Annotated in this window: 19 protein-coding genes; 9 read left to right on the forward strand and 10 right to left on the reverse strand. The window is 73.0% G+C overall.

Annotated elements, in window-relative coordinates; genetic code table 11:
• Positions 1-4: 4 nt before the first annotated feature.
• The 5 genes from AB0L33_RS00395 to AB0L33_RS00415 all read left to right on the forward strand — a co-directional run bounded on the left by AB0L33_RS00395 (position 5) and on the right by AB0L33_RS00415 (position 5,508).
• Positions 5-526 carry a MarR family transcriptional regulator gene (locus AB0L33_RS00395; protein ID WP_365676862.1) on the forward strand — a complete coding sequence of 174 codons (522 nt, stop codon included), beginning with the start codon at positions 5-7 and terminating at the stop codon, positions 524-526.
• Positions 527-549: 23 nt separating this feature from the next.
• Positions 550-3,051 (forward strand): MFS transporter, encoded by a 2,502-nt coding sequence (locus AB0L33_RS00400; RefSeq protein WP_365676864.1) that lies wholly within the window; start codon positions 550-552, stop codon positions 3,049-3,051.
• A gap of 236 nt (positions 3,052-3,287) precedes the next feature.
• The gene (locus AB0L33_RS00405; RefSeq protein ID WP_365676865.1) at positions 3,288-4,106 is read left to right on the forward strand and encodes a YceI family protein; all 819 of its coding nucleotides are present in this window, start codon (positions 3,288-3,290) and stop codon (positions 4,104-4,106) included.
• A 26-nt stretch (positions 4,107-4,132) separates the two neighbouring features.
• Positions 4,133-4,597, forward strand: coding sequence for a PPOX class F420-dependent oxidoreductase (locus AB0L33_RS00410; RefSeq protein ID WP_365676866.1), 465 nt, complete (start codon positions 4,133-4,135; stop codon positions 4,595-4,597).
• Positions 4,594-5,508: an NAD(P)-dependent oxidoreductase gene (locus AB0L33_RS00415; protein ID WP_365676867.1), complete on the forward strand. Its 915-nt coding sequence runs from the start codon at positions 4,594-4,596 to the stop codon at positions 5,506-5,508. Before AB0L33_RS00410 ends, AB0L33_RS00415 begins: the two co-directional genes overlap by 4 nt.
• On the opposite strand, the gene AB0L33_RS00420 is transcribed toward AB0L33_RS00415, so the two are convergent.
• Positions 5,502-6,266, reverse strand: a complete 765-nt coding sequence (locus AB0L33_RS00420) for a TetR/AcrR family transcriptional regulator C-terminal domain-containing protein (protein ID WP_365676868.1) — start codon at positions 6,264-6,266, stop codon at positions 5,502-5,504. The genes AB0L33_RS00415 and AB0L33_RS00420 overlap by 7 nt on opposite strands.
• Positions 6,267-6,484: 218 nt before the next feature.
• On the opposite strand from AB0L33_RS00420, the gene AB0L33_RS00425 reads away from it, so the two are divergent.
• Positions 6,485-7,357 (forward strand): endonuclease/exonuclease/phosphatase family protein, encoded by an 873-nt coding sequence (locus AB0L33_RS00425; RefSeq protein ID WP_365676869.1) that lies wholly within the window; start codon positions 6,485-6,487, stop codon positions 7,355-7,357.
• 12 nt (positions 7,358-7,369) lie between these two features.
• Here the strand turns inward: AB0L33_RS00425 and AB0L33_RS00430 are convergent, their stop codons facing one another.
• From AB0L33_RS00430 to AB0L33_RS00455, 6 genes are all read right to left on the reverse strand, one after another.
• A complete protein-coding gene (locus AB0L33_RS00430; RefSeq protein ID WP_365676870.1) occupies positions 7,370-9,532 on the reverse strand; it encodes a glycosyltransferase family 39 protein in 2,163 nt (720 codons plus the stop codon).
• Complete coding sequence (locus AB0L33_RS00435) at positions 9,529-10,923, reverse strand: bifunctional glycosyltransferase family 2/GtrA family protein (protein WP_365676871.1); 1,395 nt, start codon at positions 10,921-10,923, stop codon at positions 9,529-9,531. The genes AB0L33_RS00430 and AB0L33_RS00435 overlap by 4 nt, the downstream gene beginning before the upstream one ends.
• 25 nt (positions 10,924-10,948) lie before the next feature.
• Complete coding sequence (locus AB0L33_RS00440; protein WP_365677371.1) at positions 10,949-12,508, reverse strand: HAMP domain-containing sensor histidine kinase; 1,560 nt, start codon at positions 12,506-12,508, stop codon at positions 10,949-10,951.
• A 4-nt stretch (positions 12,509-12,512) separates the two neighbouring features.
• Complete coding sequence (locus AB0L33_RS00445; protein WP_365676872.1) at positions 12,513-13,253, reverse strand: response regulator transcription factor; 741 nt, start codon at positions 13,251-13,253, stop codon at positions 12,513-12,515.
• A gap of 78 nt (positions 13,254-13,331) precedes the next feature.
• Complete coding sequence (locus tag AB0L33_RS00450) at positions 13,332-14,207, reverse strand: amidohydrolase family protein (protein WP_365676873.1); 876 nt, start codon at positions 14,205-14,207, stop codon at positions 13,332-13,334.
• Positions 14,208-14,220: 13 nt separating this feature from the next.
• Positions 14,221-15,105, reverse strand: a complete 885-nt coding sequence (locus tag AB0L33_RS00455; protein WP_365676874.1) for a DUF2797 domain-containing protein — start codon at positions 15,103-15,105, stop codon at positions 14,221-14,223.
• A 132-nt stretch (positions 15,106-15,237) separates the two neighbouring features.
• Between AB0L33_RS00455 and AB0L33_RS00460 the strand changes: the two genes are divergently transcribed.
• From AB0L33_RS00460 to AB0L33_RS00470, 3 genes are all read left to right on the forward strand, one after another.
• Entirely contained in the window at positions 15,238-16,635 is a 1,398-nt protein-coding gene (locus AB0L33_RS00460) for an FAD-binding oxidoreductase (RefSeq protein WP_365676876.1), read from the forward strand.
• 47 nt (positions 16,636-16,682) lie between these two features.
• A complete protein-coding gene (gene sigJ, locus AB0L33_RS00465; RefSeq protein WP_365676877.1) occupies positions 16,683-17,627 on the forward strand; it encodes an RNA polymerase sigma factor SigJ in 945 nt (314 codons plus the stop codon).
• Positions 17,628-17,741: 114 nt separating this feature from the next.
• Positions 17,742-18,938, forward strand: a complete 1,197-nt coding sequence (locus AB0L33_RS00470) for an FAD-dependent oxidoreductase (RefSeq protein ID WP_365676878.1) — start codon at positions 17,742-17,744, stop codon at positions 18,936-18,938.
• A 41-nt stretch (positions 18,939-18,979) separates the two neighbouring features.
• Here AB0L33_RS00470 and AB0L33_RS00475 read toward each other — a convergent pair whose 3' ends face one another.
• The 3 genes from AB0L33_RS00475 to AB0L33_RS00485 all read right to left on the reverse strand — a co-directional run bounded on the left by AB0L33_RS00475 (position 18,980) and on the right by AB0L33_RS00485 (position 20,882).
• Complete coding sequence (locus AB0L33_RS00475) at positions 18,980-19,129, reverse strand: hypothetical protein (protein WP_365676879.1); 150 nt, start codon at positions 19,127-19,129, stop codon at positions 18,980-18,982.
• Entirely contained in the window at positions 19,126-19,542 is a 417-nt protein-coding gene (locus tag AB0L33_RS00480) for an ATP-binding protein (protein ID WP_365676880.1), read from the reverse strand. Before AB0L33_RS00480 ends, AB0L33_RS00475 begins: the two co-directional genes overlap by 4 nt.
• A 125-nt stretch (positions 19,543-19,667) precedes the next feature.
• Positions 19,668-20,882 (reverse strand): helix-turn-helix transcriptional regulator, encoded by a 1,215-nt coding sequence (locus AB0L33_RS00485; protein ID WP_365676881.1) that lies wholly within the window; start codon positions 20,880-20,882, stop codon positions 19,668-19,670.
• Positions 20,883-20,886: the final 4 nt, after the last annotated feature.

Below are 20,886 nucleotides of genomic sequence, written 5' to 3' on the forward strand. Positions count from 1 at the left end.
TCCCGTGGCCGCACGGAGTCAGTACGAAGAACTGGCCCGGCAGCTGAGCGCCATCGGAGCCGTCAAACGCGGCCTCGCCCGCATCCTGCCCGCCGAATGCCCCGGTGGCTCCGCCGCCGTGCTGACTCTGCTGAGCCGGCACGGGGAGATGCGGATCAGCCGGCTGGCCGAACTCCTCGCGGTCGACATGTCGGTGACCAGCCGGCACGTCGCCCACGTGGCGGAACGGGGCTGGATCGAACGGTTCCCGGACCCGGCGGACAAGCGCTCCCGCATCCTGCGGCTGACCCCCGCGGGGGAAGGGGTGCTGGAGGACCTCTACCGCCGGTCGACCGAGATGTTCGCCTGCCATCTTCAGGATTGGTCCGACGACGAGGTCGGGCAGCTCAACACGTTGCTGGCCCGGCTGCGCGACAGCTTCTCCTGTCGCGGCACCGGAGGGTGCGCCCCCGGAAAGCACAGCGGCGACTGCCGCTCGCGCCAGGCCGACAGCCACGACGGCTCGTACACCCGTACACCCGCGTAACAGAAGCAAAGACAAGGACTTACATGGCTACGACCACACCGACCGGTGTGCGGGGCGGCCACGCCAAGCACGGGGGCCACGACGCCTCCGACGGCACGCCGATGACACACCGGCAGATCATGGAGGCACTTGCCGGGCTGCTGCTCGGCATGTTCGTCGCGATCCTGTCGTCCACCGTCGTCTCCAACGCCCTGCCGGAGATCATCTCCGACCTGGGCGGCGGGCAGAGCGCCTACACCTGGGTCGTCACCGCCTCGCTGCTGGCGATGACCGCGACCACCCCCCTGTGGGGCAAGCTGTCCGACCTGTTCAGCAAGAAGCTGCTGGTCCAGATAGCCCTGATCATCTACGTCGCGGGCTCGGTCGTCGCCGGCCTCTCGACCAGCTCGGGCATGCTGATCGCCTGCCGTGTGGTGCAGGGCATCGGCGTCGGCGGTCTCTCCGCGCTCGCCCAGATCGTCATGGCCGCCATGATCGCCCCGCGCGAGCGCGGCCGTTACAGCGGCTACATCGGCGCGGTCTTCGCCGTCGCCACCGTCGGCGGCCCGCTGCTCGGCGGCGTCATCACCGACACCAGCTGGATGGGCTGGCGCTGGTGCTTCTACGTGGGTGTGCCGTTCGCGGTCATCGCCCTCATCGTGCTCCAGAAGACCCTGAAGCTCCCGGTCGTCAAGCGTGAGGTCAAGGTCGACTGGACCGGCGCCTTCTTCATCAGCGCCGCCGTCTCGCTGCTGCTCCTGTGGGTGACGTTCGCGGGCGACAAGTACGACTGGGCCTCCTGGCAGACCGCTGTCATGCTCGCGGGCTCCCTGGTCCTCGCGCTGCTCTTCGTCTTCACCGAGTCCCGGGCCAGCGAGCCGATCATCCCGCTGCGGCTCTTCCGCAACCGGACCATCACGCTCGCCTCGCTCGCCTCGCTGTTCGTCGGCATCGCGATGTTCGCCGGCACCGTCTTCTTCAGCCAGTACTTCCAGCTGGCGCGCGGCAAGTCGCCGACGATGTCCGGTGTGATGACCATCCCGATGATCGGGGGTCTGTTCCTCTCCTCGACCGTCTCCGGCCAGATCATCACCAAGACCGGCCGCTGGAAGATCTGGCTGGTCAGCGGCGGCTTCCTGGTCACCGCGGGGCTCGGCCTGCTCGGAACGATCCGCTACGACACGACGTACTGGCACATCGCGGTCTTCATGTTCGTGATGGGTCTCGGCATCGGCATGATGATGCAGAACCTCGTGCTCGCCACGCAGAACCAGGTGGACCCGAAGGACCTCGGTTCGGCCAGCTCCGTCGTCACCTTCTTCCGTTCCCTCGGTGGTGCGATCGGCGTCTCGGCGCTGGGCGCCGTCATGGCGAACCGCGTCACCCACTACGTCAAGGACGGCCTCGCGGACCTCGGCCCGCAGGGCGCGGCCCTGGGCCACGGCGGCACCGGTGGCGGGGGCATCCCCGACCTGGACAAGCTGCCCGCCCCGTTCCGCACGGTCATGGAGGCCGCCTACGGGCACGGCGTCGGTGACGTCTTCCTGTACGCCGCTCCGGCCGCGCTGCTCGCCTTCCTGATCACGCTGTTCATCAAGGAGGTCGCGCTCAGGACGCGGGCCGTCGGCGACGCCCCGGCCCAGGCCGACGCGCCCGCCGAGGCCCCCGCCGACGCCGTCACCGAGGCGGTCGCCGAGGGCGCCGCCGGGGTCACCGCCGTCGACACCACCGAGGCGGCCCCCGTCGCCGAGGCCGGGGCTCCCGTGGACTTCGCCAAGGACGGCACCCCCGTCCGCGGTGTGGTCCGGGGTGCCGAGGGCACGCCCGTGGCCCGGGCGGCCGTCACGCTGATCTCGCTCGGCGGCCGGCAGCTGGGCATCGCCGCGGCGCAGGCCGACGGGAGCTACGCGCTGGCCGCCCCGGGCGCCGGTTCGTACGTCCTGATCGCGTCCGCCGACGGCTTCCAGCCGCAGGCGTCCACCGTGGTCGTCGGCGACGAGCCGCTGGCGTACGACATCCTCCTCTCGGGTACGAGCGGCCTGGCCGGCACCGTGCGGGCCGCCGAGAGCGGCGCGCCGGTCGCGGACGCCATGGTCATCGTCACCGATGTGCGCGGCGACGTCCTGGCCACCGGCAAGTCCGCCGAGACGGGCGACTTCGCCTTCGGCGAGCTGGTCCCCGGCGCGGTGACCGTCGCGGTCAACGCGGCCGGCTTCCGCCCGCTGGCCCTGCCGGTCGAGATCGGCGGCCAGGGGGTCACCCGGGTCGACGCCGCGCTCCAGGCCGGTGCGCTGGTCCAGGGCGTCGTGCGGGCCGGTGCGAGCCGCCGCCCGCTGCCCGACGCCCGGGTCACGCTGGTCGACGCGGCCGGCAACGTGATCGCCAGCTCGACGACCGGGGAGGACGGGGCGTACGCCTTCGCCGACCTGGACGCGGGCGAGTACACGGTCATCGCGACCGGCTACCCGCCGGTGGCCGGTGCCCTGACGGTGGCCGGTCACGGGGTCGACGGCCACGACATCGAGCTCGTCCACCCGGGCGAGTGACCTGACGGGTACGGGGCAGGGCCGGTCCGAACGGAAGGCCCTGGCCCCGGCCCGCACCAGAACCCCTGGCGGGGGCGGCGTTCTTGAGCGGATGCGCGGCACCGGCCGGTGGAAATGGGCCCCGGCGGCGGGGACGGCAGGCAGGGGACGGCCTGCCGTCCCCGCCCCGGGGCCCGACTCATTGAATGACCCGGTCCGGTGGACGGACGGCGTCATGAGCAAGGAGAGAGAACGGGATGGGACTTCGCGCACAGGTACGGACGCGGGACGGCTGGGCTGTGCAGCACGCGGTCGTGACGGTCACCGACATGACCGGCACCCAGGTGCTGCGCGCCGCCGCCGACGAGACCGGGGCCGTACGGGCCGACACCCCGCTGCCCGCGGGCGCGTACACGGTGATCGTGACGGCGGTCGGGTACGCCCCCGCCGCCTCCACCGCCCTCGTCACGGCGAGCGGCACGGTCGAGGCGGGCACCGTCGTGCTCAATCGCCAGGGCGGCGTGGAGCTGCCGCCGCCGGGCACCTGGTCGCTGGACCCGGCGCACTCCTCGGTGGGCGCGGTCGCCCAGCACCTCGGGATCTCCAGCGTGCACGGCCGGTTCACCGAGTTCGGCGGGCGCATCGAGATCTCCGAGGACCTGCAGAGCTCCCGGGTCGAGGCGGTCATCGACGCGGCGAGCATCGACACCGGCAACGGCATGCGGGACAAGCACCTGCGCTCCCCCGACTTCCTGGACACCGACCGCTTCCCGGAGATCACCTACCGCTCCACCGGGCTGACCCCGGCCGGGCCCGACCGCTGGACCGTGCACGGCGAGCTGACCATGCGCGGCGTGACGCGCCCCGTCGACCTCGGCCTGAGCTACCTCGGCACCGGCCCCGACCCGTGGGGCGGGGTGCGCGCGGCGTTCAACGCGACGGCCGAACTGCGCCGCGAGGACTTCGCCATGAACTACAACCAGGTGGTCCAGGCCGGCATCGCGGCGATCGGCACCACGCTCCGCGTCGAGCTGGACATCCAGGCCGTGCAGGGCGATTCCCTGCCCGCCGTCTGACGGCGGCCGGTCGTAGGGTCGGTTCCATGGCACCCAACATCGCAACGAACACCGCCGTGGAACTCGACGCACTGCTGGACTTCGTACGGCCCCGGCACCGGGCGATCCTGCTGACCACCCGGGCCGACGGCCGCCCCCAGGGCTCCCCGCTCACCTGCGGCGTGGACGACGCGGGCCGGATCGTGGTCTCCACGTACCCCGAGCGCGCCAAGACCCGTAACGCCAAGCGCGACGCGCGGGTCAGCGTGATCGTCCTGTCCGACGACTGGAACGGGCCCTGGGTCCAGATCGACGGGTCCGCCGAGGTCATCGACGCGCCGGACTCGGTCGAGCCGCTCGTCGAGTACTTCCGGAACATCTCCGGCGAGCACCCGGACTGGGACGAGTACCGGGCGGCGATGGTGAAGCAAGGGAAGTCGATCATCCGGATCACCCCGGAACGCTGGGGCCCCATCGCCACCGGCGGCTTCCCCGCCCACCTCGCCCCGTGATCTCCCCCGCCCTGCTCGACCGGGCCCGGATCGTCGCCGGGCCCGAGGTCGGCGAGGCCGCCGTGCGCGGACTGGCGGCGGCCACCGGCCGCACCATCGAACGCACCCCCGGCGACGGCCCCTTCGTGTACGTGGGTGCCTCGCTGCCCGACGCGGTGCGCGGGCCGGACCTGGTCTGGTTCCACAGCGTCAACGCGGGCACGGACGCCCTGCTGCGCGGCGGCCCCTGGCCGGACGGCGTACCGCTGACCCGGACCGTGGGGCGCATGGGCGAGCGGATCGCGCAGTACGTGCTGGGCTGGGTGCTCGCGGAGTGCCAGTCCGTGCCGGAGTTCGCCGCCCAGCACGCCCGCGCCGAGTGGCGCCGCATCGACTCCGAACTCGTCGCCGGGCAGACCGCCGTGGTGCACGGCATCGGACGCATCGGCTCCGCCGTCGCCACGCTGCTCCGGGCCTGCTCCATCCGGACCGTGGCCGCCGCCCGCACCCCGCGCCCGGTGCCGCCCGGCTTCGACGCGGTGGTCCCGGCGGACGAACCGGTGGCCGCCCGCTGGGTGGTCGCCGCGCTCCCGCTGACCGGGGCGACCACCGGCTATTTCGGGGCGGACCGGTTCGCGGCGATGGGCGGGGCGACGTTCCTCAATGTGGGGCGGGGCGCGACGGTGGAACTGGGGGCGCTGGAGGCCGCGTTGCGCGCGGGGTCGGTGGGGCGGGCGGTGCTCGACGTGCTGGCCGACGAGCCGGCGGCGCCCGGGGACGCGTGCTGGCGGCTGCCGCGCACGGTCGTCACCTCGCACTCCGCGGGGATCACGGCGGACGAGGACGTCGTCACGGACTTCGCGGCGTGCCTGCGGGAGCTGTCGGCGGGCCGGGTCCCGGCGCTCACGGTGGACACCGCACGGGGCTACTGACCGCGGTCCCGCATCGCGTCGATCCCCGCGATCAGCAGGTCCAGCCCGAAGGCGAAGTCGCGCTCCAGGGTCTCCTCCACGGTGGCCCCGTCGCGGGCCGCCATCAGGCCCGGCGAGTCCTCCACGAGGCCGTCGAGCCGGGGCTGCTCCTGGATCGCCGCCATCGCCTGCCGGACGTACTCGTCCTGGCTGAGCCCCGCCTCCGCGCTGCGCCGCGCGAACCGGCCCTCGGCCGTGCCGAATCCGTACACGAACTGGAAGACCGCCGCCAGCGCCCCGCCGTGGCTCTCCGGGGGCAGCCCCGTCGCGCGGATGACGTCCCGCACGGTGCGGGTCACCAGCAGCGCGTGCGGGCCGAGGTTGAGGAAGCGGCCCGCCAGCGGCGAGACCCAGACGTGCCGCACGAGGAGCCCGCGGTACGCCGCCGCCACCGCGCGCAGCCGGTCCTGCCAGGGGGCGTCGGCGGGCGGCGGCGCGATCTCGCTGTAGACCGCGTCGAGGGCCAGTTCCAGCAGGTCGTCCTTGGTGTCCACGTACCAGTACAGGGACATGGCCGTGACGTTCAGCTCGGCGGCCAGCCGGCGCATGGAGAACTTCGCCAGCCCCTCGGCGTCCAGCAGCCGGACCGAGGCCGCGGTGATCCGCTCCCGGTCGAGCCCGGCCGGCTGGGCCGCCCGCCGGGAGCGCGCGGGCTGCCGGGTCTCCAGCCACACGCTGGACCGGACAGGGTTCTTCACGCGGTCGGCCGCGGACCCCATGGCGCTCTCCCTCATCTCGGCGCGGGACGGACGGACCGGCCGCGCACCCGCGTGGCCGCGAAGCGGAGGCTTACGGTCCGGCAGGTCCCGCCCGATGCTATGCCGCTGTCGCGGCCCGGCGGCCGGGGATCGCGGTGGTTGGTGCGTACAAGTGTCTTCTCGTGGGTACGGTGCCGGTCGCCGCATCGGATACGACCTGCCCCGGAAGCTGGAGTGATATGTCACTGCGTCGTCGTACGGTGGAAGTCCTGTTGGCCGCAGGGTTGTTGGGGGCCGCGCTCGCGCCTCCCGCGACGGCGGCGGGGCACGGGCGGGCGCCCGGGCAGTCGGTCCCGCTGCGCGTCGCCACGTACAACATCCATGCCGGGGCCGGCATGGACAACGTCTTCGATCTCGACCGGCAGGTGGCCGCGCTGCGCGCCCTGGACGCGGATGTGATCGGGCTCCAGGAGGTGGACGTCCGCTGGGGCGACCGCAGCGAGGGGCGGGACCTGGCGGCCGAGCTGGGCCGACGGCTGGGAATGCACGTCTCCTTCGCGCCGATCTACAGCCTGGACCCGGTGGCGGAGGGCGGGCCCCGGCGGGAGTTCGGCGTTGCCGTGCTGTCCCGGTACCGGATCGTGAGCGCCGAGAACCACGATCTGACCCGGCTCTCCACGCAGGACCCGAACCCGGTCCCGGCGCCCGCGCCCGGCTTCGGTGAGGTGGTGCTGAAGGTGCGCGGGCTGCCCGTCCACGTGTACGCGACGCATCTCGACTACCGGGGCGATCCGTCCGTCCGGACCGCCCAGGTCGCGGACACCCGGCGGATCATGGCGGAGGACCAGGCGAACGAGCGTCGCCCGGTGCGGCAGATCCTGCTCGGCGACTTCAACGCGCCGCCGACCGCGCCGGAGCTGGCGCCGCTGTGGCAGGAGCTGACCGACGTCGAGCCGGGCGGGCCGACGTACCCGGCGCTGAATCCGGTGCAGCGGATCGACTACGTGGCCGTTTCGAAGGACACCGTGCGGGTGCGCGGCGCGGCGGTGGCCGAGGAAGCGATCGCCTCGGACCACCGCCCTGTCGTGGCCGATCTGTCGCTGCGGCGCTGATGCGCCGAAGCCTCAGCCGCTCGTCGTCGGCCGGGTGAGGTCGTAGAAGGTGGCGCTGCCCGCCGTCACCTCCTTGAAGTTCTTCTCCACCCAGGCGGAGATCTGCGAGGCGGTGCCGCTGCCGCCCATGCCTCCTCCGCCCATGCCGCCGCCCGGGACCAAGTAGTGGATGCGGCCGTCCTCGACGTACTTCTTGAACTGCGCGAGCGTCGGGGACGGGTCGCTTCCGTTGAAGCCGCCGATCGCCATGACGGGTTCCTCGGTGGCGAGTTGGTAGCTCGCGGCGTTCTGGGAGCCGATGGCCGCGGCGGCCCAGGTGTAGTCGTCGGCGTTCTTCTCCAGGAGCGCCTTCGCCTCGGAGCCGACGGACGCGCCGTTGAGGAGGCCACCCATGCCGCCGGCTCCGCGTTCGCCCGTGGTGGGTGGGGTGCCGCGTCCGCCGGTCCGGGGGCTTCCGCCGTTCTGCGCGGGGGGCTGGGCCTGGCTCCGGCCCGTCCCCTGGCCCGGCGGGGTGCCGGTGGGGGGCTGGCCCATGCCGGTGCCCCGCTGAGTGCCGCCCTGCCCCGGAGGCATGCCGCCCGGGCCGCCCCGCCCGCCACCGCCGCCCGGACCGCCGCCCATGCCGCCCGAAGCCGGACCGGCGGTGACGATGGAGCCCTGGTGGCCCGTGTTCAGGGTGCTCACGGTGTACGCGGCCGGCCCGGCGAGCGACGCGGCGAAGCCCAGGGCCACCGCGACGAGGGCCAGTCGGCGGCCGAGCCGGACCACGAGCAACAGGCCGGCCGCCGCCACGAGACCGGTGACGAGCACGGCCGTCCGCAGCCACGGCAGGTAGTCCGGGGTGCGGCCGAGGAGGACGTACGCCCAGTACGCCGTCACCGCGACGGTCCCCGCGAGCGCGGCGCCCGCCCACCAGTGGGCCCGCTCCTCCCAGAGGACCGTGACGCCCATGCCGACCAGCGCGGCCAGACAGGGGGCCAGCGCCACCGTGTAGTACTGGTGGAAGATCCCGGCCATGAAGCTGAAGACGGCGGCCGTCATCAGCAGCGAACCGCCCCACGCGAGGAACGCCGCCCGCGCGGTGTCGGTGCTCCCCCAGCGCTTCATGCCGGGGAGGTGCCCTCCTGCGCGCCGGGTCAGCCAGATCCCGGCGACGAGCAGGATCAGTGCGGCGGGCAGCAGCCAGGAAATCTGCGCGCCCACCTCGGAGTTGAACATTCGGCCGATGCCGGTCTCGCCCCACTGACCGCCGCCCGGGCCGCCTCCGCCGCCGACGCTGCCGGTCTCCTCGCCGTTGATCCGGCCGAGCCCGTTGTAGCCGAAGGTCAGCTCAAGGAACGAGTTGTTCTGCGAACCGCCGATGTACGGGCGTGAGGAGGCGGGCCACAGTTCGACAGCGGCCACCCACCAGCCGCCCGCGACGACCATGGCGAGCACGGCCAGACCGAGCTGCCCGAACCTCCTGCGTACGGGGACCGGTGCGCACACCGCGTAGAGCACGGCCAGCGGCGGCAGAATCAGGAACGCCTGGAGGGTCTTCGACAGGAACGCCAGTCCCACCGCGACGCCCGCCCACACCAGCCACTTGGTGCGTCCCCTCTCCATCGCGCGCAGCACGCAGTGGACGGTGACCGTCATCAGCAGCGCGAGCAGCGCGTCCGGGTTGTTGAAGCGGAACATCAGCGCGGCGACCGGCGTCAGCGCGAACACCGCCATGGTGATGAGCCCGGCGGCGGCACTGAACCGGCGGCGCACCGTCGCGTACAGCACCCCGGCCGTCGCGGCGGCCATGACCACCTGCGGGGCGAGGATCGCCCAGGAGCTGAGCCCGAAGACCCGCACCGACAGGGCCATGGGCCACAGGGCGGCCGGCGGCTTGTCGACGGTGATGGCGTTGGCCGCGTCGAGCGAGCCGAAGAAGAACGCCTTCCAGCTGCGGCTGCCGGCCTGCACGGCGGCGGAGTAGAAGGAGTTGGCGTATCCGGAGGCGCTGAGGTTCCAGAGGTACGCCAGCGTGATGACGAGCAGCAGGGCCAGGAAGGCGGGGCGCACCCAGGGCGCGTCCTCGGCCCGGCCGCGCCAGATCCGGCGGGGCAGGGAGGCACCGTCCCGTGCGTGCCCCGGGGGCGTGTCCGGCCGGGCGGCCGGAGCGTGGGCGGGGTCGAGCGTGGTCATCGGGCGTTCCTCGGGTCGGGGGTGGTTTCGGCCGGGGTTTCGGCGGTGGGGGGAGCGGGAACGGCGGCGTCGCACAAGGGGTTTGCCGGGTCGGCGGCCGGGAAGGACGCGGCGGGAACGGGAGCCGTCACCGCGTTTCCCCGCTCCCGTTCCGGGAAGACCCACGCGCGGAACAGCAGGAAGCGCAGCACCGTCGCCGCCAGGTTCGCCGCGACGAGCACCGCGAGTTCGGTGCCGTGGGAGGGCGACCCGGAGGCCGCGCCCAGGGCCGCCAGCGAACCGCTGGTCAGGGCGAGCCCGATGGCGAAGACCACGAGGCCCTGCGCCTGGTGACGGACCGCGCCGCCCCGGCCACGTACCCCGAAGGTGAGCCTCCGGTTGGCGGCGGTGTTCGCGACGGCCGAGACCAGCAGCGCGGCCCCGTTGGCGAGCTGGGGCCCGGTGCCGAGCCGAAAGAGCGAGTACAGCGCCAGGTAGAACAGCGTGGACAGGGCGCCCACGACGCAGAAGCCGACGAGCTGACGGGCGAGCCCGCCCGGCACCCCGCCGATCGCCCGGTCGCGCGGATCGTCCCCGAAGGGCCGCGCCAGCCGGTCCAGCGGCAGCGCGCCGACGGCCAGCGCCCGTCCCACCCGCCACACGCCCTTCAGGTCGTCGGTGGCGGTCCGGACGATGTGGACCGTGGAGTCGGGGTCGTCCACCCAGTCGACGGGCACCTCGTGGATGCGCAGCCCGGCCCGTTCGGCGAGCACCAGCATCTCGGTGTCGAAGAACCAGCCGGTGTCCTCCACCATCGGCAGCAGCCGCTGCGCGACCTCGCGGCGGATCGCCTTGAACCCGCACTGGGCGTCACTGAACCGCGCGGCCAGCGACGAACGCAGGATGATGTTGTACGCCCGGGAGATGAACTCCCGCTTCGTCCCCCGCACCACCCGTGAACTGCGCGCGAGCCGCGACCCGATGGCGAGGTCGGAGTGCCCGGAGATGAGCGGCGCCACCAGCGGGAGCAGCGCGTTGAGGTCGGTGGACAGGTCGACGTCCATGTAGGCGAGCACCGGGGCGTCCGAGTGGGTCCAGACGGTACGCAGCGCCCTACCGCGCCCCTTCTCCTCCAGCCTGAACGACCGCACCCCCGGCAGCGACCGCGCCAGCCGCTCCGCCACCTCGGGCGTCCGGTCGGTGCTGGCGTTGTCGGCGACGGTGATCCGGAAGGCGTACGGGAAGGTGCGGGCCAGGTGCTCGTGCAGCCGCAGCACGCACGGTTCGAGGTCCTTCTCCTCGTTGTAGACGGGTACCACCACATCGAGCACGGGCGCACCCGCCGCACCGCCCGCGCCGGCGAGGAGGTGGTCCCGGGCCGGCAAGGTGCTCCAAGGAGTCTCTGTTCGCATGCGTCGACGGTCGCCAACGGCGCTGTCACCGGCGTGTGCTGAGGCTGTGGTCCCTCTGTGAGTGGTCCTCGTGCCGCCGGGCGGGCGCGCCGGACGGGTCCCGCTCCACCGGAAGCCGGACCGCGAACACCGTCTCCCCCGGCACCGACCGCACCTCCACCGCACCGCCATGGGCCGACACCACCGCTTGGACGATCGCCAGACCGAGGCCCGTCGAACCGGCGTGGCGGGAGCGGGAGGCGTCGCCCCGGGCGAAGCGTTCGAAGACGTGGGGGAGAAGGTCCGGGGGGATGCCGGGCCCGTCGTCCTGGACCTCCAGGGTGACCCAGGGGGCGTCGGGCGCGGCCAGGACGCGGGCGGTGACCGTGGTGCCGGGCGGGGTGTGGGTGCGGGCGTTGGCCAGGAGGTTGACCAGGACCTGGTGGATGCGGGTGGGGTCGGCGCGGACCGTCGCGGGGGCGTCCGGCAGGTCGAGGCGCCAGTGGCGGGCGGGCTCGGCACGGTCCGCCGCCCGGGCGTCGCTCACCGCGTCCACGACGAGCGGCGAGAGGTCGGTGCTCTCGTACGCGAGCGGGCGGCCCGCGTCCAGCCGGGCGAGCAGGAGCAGGTCCTCGACCATGCCCGTCATCCGCTGCGCCTCCGACTCGATGCGGCCGAGCGCGTGCCGGATGTCCGGACCGGGGTCCTCCCGGCCGCGCCGGGTGAGTTCGGCGTAGCCGCGTATCGAGGCCAGCGGCGTCCGCAGCTCGTGGCTGGCGTCCGCGACGAACCGGCGCACCCGCGTCTCGCTGCGCTGCCGCGCGTCCAGCGCCGAACCCACGTGCCCCAGCATCCGGTTCAGCGCGGCGCCGACCTGGCCGACCTCCGTGCGCGGGTCCGCCTGCGCGTCCGGGACGCGTTCGAGGAGGGCCACCTCGCCGCTGTGCAGCGGTAGTTCGGAGACCCGGGTCGCGGTCGCCGCCACCCGGCGCAGGGGGCGGAGCGCCACGCCGACCATCACCGCGCCCGCGATCCCGGCCGCGACGAGCCCGGCACCGGTCACGCAGACCTCGACCAGGATCAGGGTGCCCAGCGCACGGCTCACCTCGGTGGTGGGGATGCCCACGAGGACCGTGCCGCCGTCGCTCACGGGCACCGCCCGCACCCGGTAGCCGCCCAGGCCCGGCAGCTCGACCTCGTGCGCGCGGTCGTCCGCCGTGACACCGGCCGCCGTCACGGCGGCCCGCTGGGCGCCGGACAGCGGTTCGGTGTTCTCGCCCGCGTCGAACCCGCCGTCCTTCACGACGGCCGAGTCCGTGATCTCCCCCCGCTCGACCAGCGCGCCGAAGGTCTGCAGCGGCTGGCCGCCCATGCCGATGAAACCGAGCGGATCACGCTCCGGAGCCGTTTTCGGACCCCCGGGCGCGGGAACACCCGGCGCCCGCTCCGCCCGGACCGCGATGTCCCGCAGCTGGTCGTCGAGTTTCCCGTACAGGTAACTGTGGAAGGCGATCGCGGTCACCGAGCCGATCACGGCGGCCACCACGGCGATCAGCGTCACCGCCGAGACCACGAGGCGGGTGCGCAGGGTCCACGGCCGCCGCATCGTGCTACTCACCCGGCTTGATCAGGTATCCCGCCCCGCGCCGGGTGTGGATCATGGGCGCGCGGCCCGCGTCGATCTTCTTGCGCAGGTAGGAGATGTACAGCTCGACCACGTTGGCCTGGCCACCGAAGTCGTAGTTCCAGACCCGGTCCAGGATCTGCGCCTTGCTGAGCACCCGGCGCGGATTGCGCATCAGGAACCGCAGCAGCTCGAACTCGGTCGCCGTCAGGTGGATGTTCTTCCCGCCCCGGCTGACCTCGTGGCTGTCCTCGTCCAGCATCAGGTCGCCCACGACGAGCCGCGACTCGCCGCGCGCCGCCGCCGTCCCCGACCGCCGGATCAGGCCGCGCAGCCGGGCCACGACCTCCTCCAGGCTGAACGGCTTGGTGACGTAGTCGTCGCCGCCCGCGGTGAGCCCGGCGATCCGGTCCTCCACGGAGTCCCGCGCGGTCAGGAACAGCACCGGCACGTCGGACAGCTCGCGCCGCAGCCTGCCGAGGACGGCGAGACCGTCCATGTCGGGCAGCATCACGTCGAGGATCACCACATCGGGCCGGAACGCGCGGGCGGTGCGCACGGCGGCCGCGCCGTCCCCCGCGCTGCGCACCTCCCAGCCCTCGTAACGGAGCGCCATCGACAGCAGCTCCGTGAGCGAGGCCTCGTCGTCCACGACCAGCACCCGCACGGGGGTGCGGTCCGGCCTGAGCAGTTCGGTACGCCCCTGGGGCGAGGTCGTCGTCGTCATGACGCCAGCCTGTGAGACGGCTCTGAGAGAGTTCTTTTCCGTTTCTGTGAATTCCCTGAGAAAGCCGCGGCGGCGGTCTCAGACGCCGAACAGCGCCCGCGCGTTGTCGTGGCAGACCGCCCGGAGCCAGTCGTCACCGAGCCCCAGGCGTTCCAGGGCGTGCAGCTGGTGGGCGTACGGGTACGGGATGTTCGGGAAGTCCGTCCCCAGCAGGACGCGGTCGCCGAGCGCCGCCAGGCGGCCGAGCTCCGCCGGGGGGAACGGGCTGAACTCCTCGACGAAGTCCGTGAACGCCATCGTCGTGTCGAGCCGCACCTCCGGGTACGTCTCCGCGAGCGTCAGGAACTCCGTGTACTCCGGCATGCCCATGTGCGCCACGATCAGCGGCAGCCGGGGATGCCGGGCAAGAACGCGGCCGATGGGACCGGGACCGGTGTGCTTGCCGGGCGCCGGGCCCGAACCGCAGTGCGTCACGACTGGAATGCCCGCCTCCGCGAGCAGGCCCCACACCGGGTCGAGCAGCGGGTCGTTCGGGTCGTACGCGCCGACCTGGAGGTGCGCCTTGAAGACCCGGGCCCCCGCTTCGACGGCCTCCCGCACATAGCGTCCGGCGTCCGGTTCGGGGAAGAACGTCGCGGTGTGCAGGCAGTCCGGCGTCCGCGCGGCGAAACCGGCCGCCCAGTCGTTCAGCCAGGCCGCCATCCCCGGCTTGTGCGGATACAGCATCGACGTGAAGCGGAGCACCCCGAACGAGCGGAGCAGGGCGAGCCGTTCCGCCTCCTCGTGCCGGTAGGCGATCGGCCACTCCAGGCCGGTCAGCGGGCCCGCCGAGTCGAAGTACGCCCACACCTTGCGCAGGACCCGCTCCGGCATGAAGTGCGTGTGTACGTCGATGAGCCCGGGCAGCCCGAGCCGCTGCCGGAACCGCACCACGTCGTCGTGATCGTCACCCATACGGGCGACCCTCTCAGAACAGCCCGTCCTGCGCCGCCCCGCCCCCCACCACCACGGTCGGCAGCCCGGCCCCGGCCGCGCCCGCCCCGGCCGCCGTCAGCGCCCAGCCGGTCATCAGCCGGGTGTCCACGATGACGAGGCCCTGCGGGCCCGCGTCCAGATGCAGGTCGGGACCGGCCGCCGCGACGAGCCTCCCCGCCACCGCGCCCCCGTCCACCAGGCCGGTCACCGCGCGGACCGGCCCGGAGACCTCTCCCAGCCCGAACGCCTCCGCGTGGTCCACCGCCGCGAACGGCAGCCGCTCCAGCGCCTCCGGCAGGCCCGCGCCCTCCAGGGCCGCCGCCCTCCCGTACAGCTCGGCGACCTCCGCGGCCCGGTCCGCCGCGTCCGGGAGGGCCCGGCGCACCTCCCGCTTGCGGGCGTACGGAATGCGGTCCGGGACCCCGAGGGCCGCCCGCAGCACCTCCTCGGCCCGGCGCGCCGCCATCAGCGGCCCCCGGCCCAGCCAGCTGAAGACCACGGCGCCCTGCTCCCGCAGCCGCGCCGCGCCCCGCTCCTCGGCGGTGATCCCGACCTTCACCAGGCCGGGCCCGAACCACGCGAGGTACACCCGGTACGTGCGGGGATCGTCCGGGATCGTGTCGGCGGCCACCGAGTGCGCCCGGTCGAGCCGCCCGCACTCCGGGCAGCGCCCGCCCGTGGAGCCCGCCGGGACGACGGCGGCCAGCGGGCAGGCGTTGCCCCGGGCCCCGGAGCAGCGCCGCTCACCGGACGCCCGGAAGCCGAACTCCGTTCCGTACGCCAGGGCGCTCGCCCGCGTCCGCGTCCCCTTGCGCCAGCCCAGCGCGGGGCCTTCGGAGCCCTCGGGCCAGCGGAGGCCGGTGCACTGCCATTCCATTGCGGACTCCCGGGCTCCTGCGGACGGACGATTGCGAACCCGGCAACGGTCCCACACATGGGTTCGACGCGTGATCTGGGTCACACTTGAAGCAGCGGGTGCGCGACCTGCACCCCTCAGAGGTGTTCCCCCATGACCAGCATCGACAGCACTGCTTTCGACAGCCTGCGCACCACTCTGCGCGGCACCGTCACCACCCCGGCGGACGCGGACTACGACGAGAGCCGCAGCCTGTACAACGCCATGATCGACCGTCGCCCCGCCGCCATCGCCCGGTGCGCCGACGTGGCGGACGTACGGACCACCCTCGCCTTCGCCCGGGACACGGGACGCGAACTGGCCGTCCGCGGCGGCGGACACAGCGGCCCCGGCCTGTGCCTCGTCGAGGACGGGCTGACCCTCGACCTCTCGCCGATGCGCGGGGTGCGCGTCGACCCCGGAGCGGGGACGGCCCAGGTGGGCGGGGGCGGCCTGCTCGGCGATCTCGACCACGCCACCCACACGTTCGGCCTGGGAGTACCGGCCGGAATCATGTCCACCACCGGCGTGGGCGGCCTCACGCTGGGCGGCGGCCACGGCTATCTGACCCGCGCGTACGGCCTCACGATCGACAGCCTCGTGTCTGCGGACGTCGTCCTGGCCGACGGAACCTTCGTCACCGCCTCCGAGACGGAACACCCCGACCTGTTCTGGGCGCTGCGGGGCGGCGGCGGCAACTTCGGCGTCGTCACCTCGTTCACCTACCGGCTGCACCCGGTGGACACCGTGGGCGCCGGGGTGACCGTGTGGCCGGTGGACCGCACGGGCGAAGTGCTGCGCTGGTACCGCGACTTCCTGCCCGCGGCACCGGACGACCTGTACGGCTTCTTCGCCCTGCTGACCGTCCCGCCGGCTCCGCCGTTCCCGGAGGAGATCCACGGCCGGAAGATGTGCGGTGTGGTCTGGTGCTGCACCGGCGACCTCTCGGACGACCGCCTGGAGGAGACGCTGTCGGTGGTCGGCGATCCGGCCCCGCCGGCCTTCCACTTCGCCGGCCCCATGCCCTACCCGGCGCTCCAGTCCATGTTCGACGGCCTGATCCCCAAGGGCCTCCAGTGGTACTGGCGGGGCGACTTCTTCGACGCGGTCTCCGACGCGGCGGTCGAGGTGCACGAGAAGTACGGCCGCGCCCTTCCGACCGGCCTGTCGACCATGCACCTGTATCCGGTGGACGGCGCGGCCCACCGGGTCGCCGCCGACGCGACGCCGTGGGCCTACCGGGACGCCATGTGGTCCGGCGTCATCGCGGGCGTCGACCCCGACCCCACCAACGCCGAACGCATCCGGCAGTGGTGCGTCGACTACTGGACCGAGCTGCACCCCCACTCCATGGGCGGTGCCTACGTCAACTTCCTCGGCGAGGCCGAGGAACCCGACCGCGTCCGGTCCACCTACCGCACCACGTACGAGCGCCTGACAGCCGTCAAGCGCGCCTACGACCCGGAGAACTTCTTCCACGCCAACCAGAACATCGCCCCCGCCGCCGCATGAGACCGCGGCACCCGCGCCGCCCGCACGCCCGGCGTTAGGATCCGGGCATGACCCCGACCGTGCAGGACGTGGACCGGTTCGAGGCGGCCAGGCCCCGGCTGGAGGCCATCGCCTACCGCCTCCTGGGCTCGGCGAGCGAGGCCGAGGACGCCGTGCAGGACACCTACCTGCGCTGGCAGGCCGCCGACACCGGGCGGATCGAGGTCCCCGAGGCGTGGCTGACGAAGGTCCTCACCAACCTCTGCCTCAACCAGCTCACCTCCGCCCGCGCCCGCCGCGAGACGTACGTGGGTGCCTGGCTGCCCGAACCGCTGCTCGCCGGGGACCCCATGCTCGGCCCCGCCGACACGGTGGAGCAGCGCGAGTCGGTCTCGTACGCCGTGCTCACGCTCATGGAGCGGCTGACGCCGGGCGAACGGGCCGTGTACGTGCTCCGCGAGGCGTTCGGCTATCCGCACCGGGAGATCGCCGAGATCCTGGACCTGGGCGAATCCGCCGTGCAGCAGGTCTACCACCGGGCGAAGAAGCACATCGCCGACGGCCGGACGCGCACCGAGGTGGACGAGGCCGCCGCCCGCCGGGTCATCGAGGAGTTCCTGCTCGCCGCCGCCGGTGGCCGTACGGAACCGCTCGTGGAGCTGCTGACCTCCGACGCGATCTCCATCGGGGACGGCGGCGGCAAGGTGCCCGCCCGCGCCAAGGCGTTCGAGGGCGCGAAGGCCGTCGCGACGTTCATGCGCGGCCTGCTCAAGCCGGGCAAGGCGAAGACCGCGTACACCGGCGGCTCCGCCGAGCTCCACATGACCCACGCCAACGGCTCCACGGCCGTCCTGGCGGTCGTCGGCGAACGGGTCATCGGCGTCATGTGCGTGGAAGTCACCCCGGAGGGAATCGCCGCGTTCCGCAACCAGGTCAACCCGGACAAGCTGGAACGCGCGACCCGGCGGTGGGCGGCCATGGAACATGGAAAGCCGCTGCTCACAGCCTTCTGACCATACAGTGACCCAGGTCACATCCGCCTTCTGTCAGGAAAACGCGGGCCACCCGGTTCAAGGGGCGAGAAACCACCCCGCAGGGGCGAACCCGCGCGAGACAGGAGCAGGCACATGCAGCAGCACCGCATCATCGTCCTCGGAGCCGGATACGCCGGAGCCATCGCGGCGGGCCGCGTCGCCAGGCGGCTGCGCCGCGAGGACGTCACCGTCACCCTCGTCAACGCGGAGCCCGACTTCGTGGAGCGCGTCCGCATGCACCAGCTCGCTGCGGGCCAGGACCTCAAGCCCCGCCCCTTCACCGAGATGTTCGCCGGGACGGGCGTGGAGCTGAAGATCGGCCGGGTCACCGCCGTGGACGTCGACCGCAAGGCGGTCACCGTCGAGAGCGCGGACGGCGCGGAGGAGCTGACGTACGACTCCCTCGTCTACGCCCTCGGCAGCGCCTGGAACACCCAGGGCGTCCCCGGGACCGCCGAGCACGCCCACGAGATCGCGAGCCGCCCCGGCGCGCTCCGGCTGCGCGACCGGCTGGCCGGCCTCGCGCCCGGCCAGTCCGTGCTGATCGTCGGCGGCGGGCTGACCGGCCTCGAAGCGGCGACCGAGTTCGCGGAGGCCCGCCCGGACCTCGACATCGCCCTCGCCGCGCGCGGCGGCCTCGGCGACTGGCTCTCGCCCACGGGCCGCGCGCACGTCCGCAAGGTCTTCGACCGGCTCGGGATCACCGTCCACGAGCACACCGCCGTCGCGGAGGTCGGCCCCGGGTACGTCACCACGGCCGAGGGCACCTCGTTCCCGGCGGCGGTCACCGTCTGGACGGCAGGCTTCGCGGTCCACCCGCTCGCGGCGGCCACCGCCCTGGAGACCTCCGCGAGCGGCCAGATCGTGGTCGACGCGACCATGCGCTCGGTCTCGCACCCCGACGTCTACGCCATCGGGGACGCGGCCCTCGTCGCCGGCCCCGGCGGCAAGCCGCTGCGGATGTCCTGCGCCTCGGGCGTCCCCACCGCCTGGCAGGCCGCCGACGCCCTCGCGGCCCGCCTCACCGGCACCAAGATCCCGTCCACCCCGCTGCGCTACTTCAACCAGTGCGTCTCGCTGGGCCGCAAGGACGGCCTCATCCAGTACGTCACCGCCGACGACCGCGCGGTCAAGGCGGCGCTGACGGGCAGGCTCGCCGCCGTCTACAAGGAGCTGGTCTGCAAGGGCGCCGCCTGGGGCGTGGCCAACCCGACGACCGGCCTCCCGGCCCGGCGCCGCCCGGTCGCGGCGTCGGCCCCGGTCGCGCCGGTGGGGGCCGCTGGGCGGTGAGGGGGGAGCCCGGACCGCGGCCCTTCCCGGGCCTCTCGGGACTACTCCTCCTCGGCAGCCTCACTTGCAGCCTCCGGCGCAGGTACAGGCACCACGTTGACCCTCAAGCACCCGTCCACGCCAAACATGTCGATCAGCTGGGAAAGATGGGCACGGGCCGCGCTGCGGCCCAGGCTCTCGTCGGTGCTCATCCGCGCCTCTCCAGCTCAGCCCAGACAACCTTGCCCCAACGACGCACGTCCGTACCCCAGTCGGACGCCAGAGCTGCCACAAGTAACAGGCCCCGCCCACCCTCGTCGCTGTCGGCCGCCCGACGCTCCACGGGCAGCGCGCGGCTGAAATCCGTGACGGCCACGCGGACCGTCCGAGGAGCGGTCCGCTCCACGACTACGCGGATGGAGTCCCGGCGGGCGTACCTCACGGAGTTGGCGACGAGTTCGCTCACGATCAGGGCGCAGTCGTCGGCCAGCTCCTCCAAGCCCCAACAGGACAGGGCGGTATCGGTGAAACGTCTGGCGGCAGCGGCGCTCTCCGGCTTGCGCGGCATCGTCTGGCTGTACCCGGGAGGCCCGATGGGGCGGGCCTGCGCTGTAGCTTGCGGCATGTCGGTCTGCTCTTTCAGATCGGCCGAGCCCCGGGGCCGGTCGCACGGCCGCCGGGGCACTGTCCGCTCATGTAAGCGACATGCGAGAAGGGGTTACAGGGGCGCTGCGTCCTACTTTCAGGACGCTAGGCGCAGACCCCGAGAAACTCAGCCAACGGCCGGAGCCCTGCCGGGTGGTTGGGCAAGGACCAAAGGTCCCGGACGATGGCCACGGCCAAGGTGTGGTGCTGCATCCACGTCGGTGCCACCCGGCGCAGGGATTCGAGAGTCTTTACGGCTCCGGCCGCGTCCCCGGTGTCCGTGTGTGCCCGTGCCACGTCCAGAAGCAACCACGTCCGCCAGGAGGGCGGCGTGTCCTTGCTCAGCCGCATCCCCTTGGCCAGTGCCAGGGCATCCTGCGGGTGCCCGTACTGAACGGCCAGCCGCACACGCTCAATCCGCACGGAGGACGGGCTGAAGACGCTGACCATCCGGTTGTCACCGCCCTCAGGCAGCTTGGCGACGCGCGCGGCCTCCTTCTCCGCCGCCCCCATCATCGCCGCCGCACGGTCGTAGTCCCCGCTCCGCGCGGCGGACGTGGCAGCACTCATGGTCAGCGCTCCCCACACCTTCAGCCCGTCAACGGTGTCGAGTCGTCCCGCGTTCACCATCTCGTCAGCGGTACGGAGCGCGATGCCCAACGCGTCTTCCAGGCGGCCCTGCCGCTGGTACGTCCACGCCGTGGAGTTGACGATCATCGGCACGAGCAGCGGATCGGCCGATTGCCCGGCCGCCTCTATCGCGCGCTCCAAACTGATGAGAGCGAGATCGGTCTTCCCCATCCGCACGGCAACATGCCCGGCAAGCTGCAGCGCCTTGCCCAGAGCTCCGAAGCCGGCCCCTCGCACCTCCCCATCGGATGAAGCGGTGGCCGCGCGCGCATCCGAGATGAGCTCCGGCAGGGCCGTCATCACGGCGTCGAACTCGGCGGAGTGGTACTGCGTCCACCCCTCCGCGATCCGCTCCCGCAGCCGATCCATCGAGAAGCCGTCCCCGGGCGGCTCCGGCTCCGGCCCCCAGAGCGCGGGCATGATGGCACGACGCACCGCCACGAAGCGCGGCCCGTCGTTCTCGCCCGAGGACGCGACAGCGGGCGGGTCCCCCAGAAGCGTGGTGAGCTCCACGCCAAGTCCGTTCGCAAGCGCGTGCAACGTAGGAAGGCGTGCCGACTGCTTCCGCCCCTGCTCAAGCTGCCTGATCACATCGACGGACACATCCGCCCGCTCGGCCAGCTCTTCCTGCGTCAGCGAAGCCAGCCGCCGCAACCGCCGCAGAGTCCGCCCCAGATCATCGTTCGCCACGCAG

The sequence above is a fragment of the Streptomyces sp. NPDC052299 genome (assembly GCF_040679335.1).
GTDB lineage: Bacteria > Actinomycetota > Actinomycetes > Streptomycetales > Streptomycetaceae > Streptomyces.

What these genes read in the sequence shown, in the direction of transcription:
- AB0L33_RS00400 (WP_365676864.1), top strand. Translation starts at nt 550, where the DNA reads ATGGCTACGACCACACCGACCGGTGTGCGGGGCGGCCACGCCAAGCAC.
- AB0L33_RS00405 (WP_365676865.1), top strand. Translation starts at nt 3,288, where the DNA reads ATGGGACTTCGCGCACAGGTACGGACGCGGGACGGCTGGGCTGTGCAG.
- AB0L33_RS00410 (WP_365676866.1), top strand. Translation starts at nt 4,133, where the DNA reads ATGGCACCCAACATCGCAACGAACACCGCCGTGGAACTCGACGCACTG.
- AB0L33_RS00420 (WP_365676868.1), bottom strand. Translation starts at nt 6,266, where the DNA reads ATGGGGTCCGCGGCCGACCGCGTGAAGAACCCTGTCCGGTCCAGCGTG.
- AB0L33_RS00425 (WP_365676869.1), top strand. Translation starts at nt 6,485, where the DNA reads ATGTCACTGCGTCGTCGTACGGTGGAAGTCCTGTTGGCCGCAGGGTTG.
- AB0L33_RS00430 (WP_365676870.1), bottom strand. Translation starts at nt 9,532, where the DNA reads ATGACCACGCTCGACCCCGCCCACGCTCCGGCCGCCCGGCCGGACACG.
- AB0L33_RS00435 (WP_365676871.1), bottom strand. Translation starts at nt 10,923, where the DNA reads ATGCGAACAGAGACTCCTTGGAGCACCTTGCCGGCCCGGGACCACCTC.
- AB0L33_RS00440 (WP_365677371.1), bottom strand. Translation starts at nt 12,508, where the DNA reads ATGCGGCGGCCGTGGACCCTGCGCACCCGCCTCGTGGTCTCGGCGGTG.
- AB0L33_RS00445 (WP_365676872.1), bottom strand. Translation starts at nt 13,253, where the DNA reads ATGACGACGACGACCTCGCCCCAGGGGCGTACCGAACTGCTCAGGCCG.
- AB0L33_RS00450 (WP_365676873.1), bottom strand. Translation starts at nt 14,207, where the DNA reads ATGGGTGACGATCACGACGACGTGGTGCGGTTCCGGCAGCGGCTCGGG.
- AB0L33_RS00455 (WP_365676874.1), bottom strand. Translation starts at nt 15,105, where the DNA reads ATGGAATGGCAGTGCACCGGCCTCCGCTGGCCCGAGGGCTCCGAAGGC.
- AB0L33_RS00460 (WP_365676876.1), top strand. Translation starts at nt 15,238, where the DNA reads ATGACCAGCATCGACAGCACTGCTTTCGACAGCCTGCGCACCACTCTG.
- sigJ (WP_365676877.1), top strand. Translation starts at nt 16,683, where the DNA reads ATGACCCCGACCGTGCAGGACGTGGACCGGTTCGAGGCGGCCAGGCCC.
- AB0L33_RS00470 (WP_365676878.1), top strand. Translation starts at nt 17,742, where the DNA reads ATGCAGCAGCACCGCATCATCGTCCTCGGAGCCGGATACGCCGGAGCC.
- AB0L33_RS00475 (WP_365676879.1), bottom strand. Translation starts at nt 19,129, where the DNA reads ATGAGCACCGACGAGAGCCTGGGCCGCAGCGCGGCCCGTGCCCATCTT.
- AB0L33_RS00480 (WP_365676880.1), bottom strand. Translation starts at nt 19,542, where the DNA reads ATGCCGCAAGCTACAGCGCAGGCCCGCCCCATCGGGCCTCCCGGGTAC.